The 1509-nt window shown below is 50.1% G+C and carries 1 protein-coding gene; it reads right to left on the reverse strand.

Features of this window, described 5'->3' with window-relative positions; genetic code table 11:
* Positions 1–62 precede the first annotated feature (62 nt).
* On the reverse strand, positions 63–1509 hold a 1447-nt coding region (locus BCU12_RS06275; RefSeq protein ID WP_133153822.1), incomplete at its 5' end, for an FG-GAP repeat protein.

The raw sequence follows: 1509 nt of genomic DNA on the forward strand, positions 1-1509 counted from the left end.
CTCTTCAACGTATTTTAGGACGAGACAGTGTCTTAATGAACGATAAATTCAATGCCTTGCACCTAGAAAACGTACACCGCACCGGAATCATCTGTTTCACCGCTATCTATATCTGTCAGACCACCATCGGCGCTGCCATCTTCTCCTTTAGCGCCCACCGCAAGCGTGTTGCCATCGTCAGATAAAACGATAGAAGTGGTTTTTTTGCTATCAGAATATACGTAACCAAAAAGATCTTCATCTTCCGCATTGGCTGCTGTCACTTCTACTCGCTTATTCCACACGTCATGGATGGCATCGTACCGATACACCAGAACTATCCCCTGGGCTAGAGATGTGCTTGGGTAACTCCTTTCATTGTACGCAATGGTATGGCCATCCCCAGATAACGCTGCGCTATGGGTATTATAGCTTTTCCTAGGAAGAGTAGCACTTTCCTCCCACTGCGCGAGTACGCTATTGTAGCGATACACCATCACTGCGGGATTAGAATAATTAGCAGAGCACGATGCCACCAGGACACTGCCATCCAAAGACAACCCCCCAGGCCTAGCATAACAATATGCTTTGACAATCTCGTCTTTATGGATCTTCATGTAACTGCTGCTCTCCTCAAGCCAGGTCGTCTGAGCCTCATTGTATCGGAACGTGTATATCGCCCCTGAATTTTCTTCATCTTGATTTTCCCTATCACCCACAACGCCCGAGTCCTCATCTGGCGCTGAAATCGCAATCACCGAGCCATCCCCCGACACCACGACATAACGTCCAAATCTATCACTAGCGTCTAGAGAAGCGGTGGTTAATTGCGCCTTTTCTTCCCACCCTATCTCCAGATCTTGGTAGACATAGGCTTTGTTTTCGTCATACGAACCCACCACCAATGTCTTGCCGCCTATGGCAGATAGCGCGACATCAATCCCAAAGTCACCCGAGGAACTTGTCGCCACATAGGACTCAATCCAACGCTCAGTCGTCTCATCGTAATCCAACACTGTCGCGCTATACCTTGCTCCTACAGCCAATCGATGACCATCTTGAGATATCGAGACACTGCGACCAAATTCATCATAATCCACTGGCGTCGTGGCTTTCAAATACGCCGTCTGCGTCCATCGCCCATTATTTTCCAAATCCCGATAGATGTAGACCGCACCAGAATTAGGTGCCGTGCCATCCTCTCCGTCTTCATTCTGAACGCCCACGGCCAACACTCGCCCATCCCCAGACAACGCCAATTCAGCGCCGAACCTGTCGTTCTCACTCGCATTGGACGCCTTAAGGTATTGCTGATAGTCCAACAAATCACTCGTCGTCGTGCCGAGAGACAACTCACTCGTCTGCTCTGTATCGCCCGACGGCACGCTCGCCATCACAAAAAACGACTTGGGCGAGTCAAGGTACTTCAGCAGCGACCCATTCGGCATCATAGTTTCTGTCGCACCCCCTTCTACCGTCACCAGCACCTGACACGCATTCTCTTGCGCCGCATCTTTCTCACACACCGTG

Source organism: Vibrio sp. 10N.261.55.A7 (genome assembly GCF_002877365.1).
Taxonomy (GTDB): domain Bacteria; phylum Pseudomonadota; class Gammaproteobacteria; order Enterobacterales; family Vibrionaceae; genus Vibrio.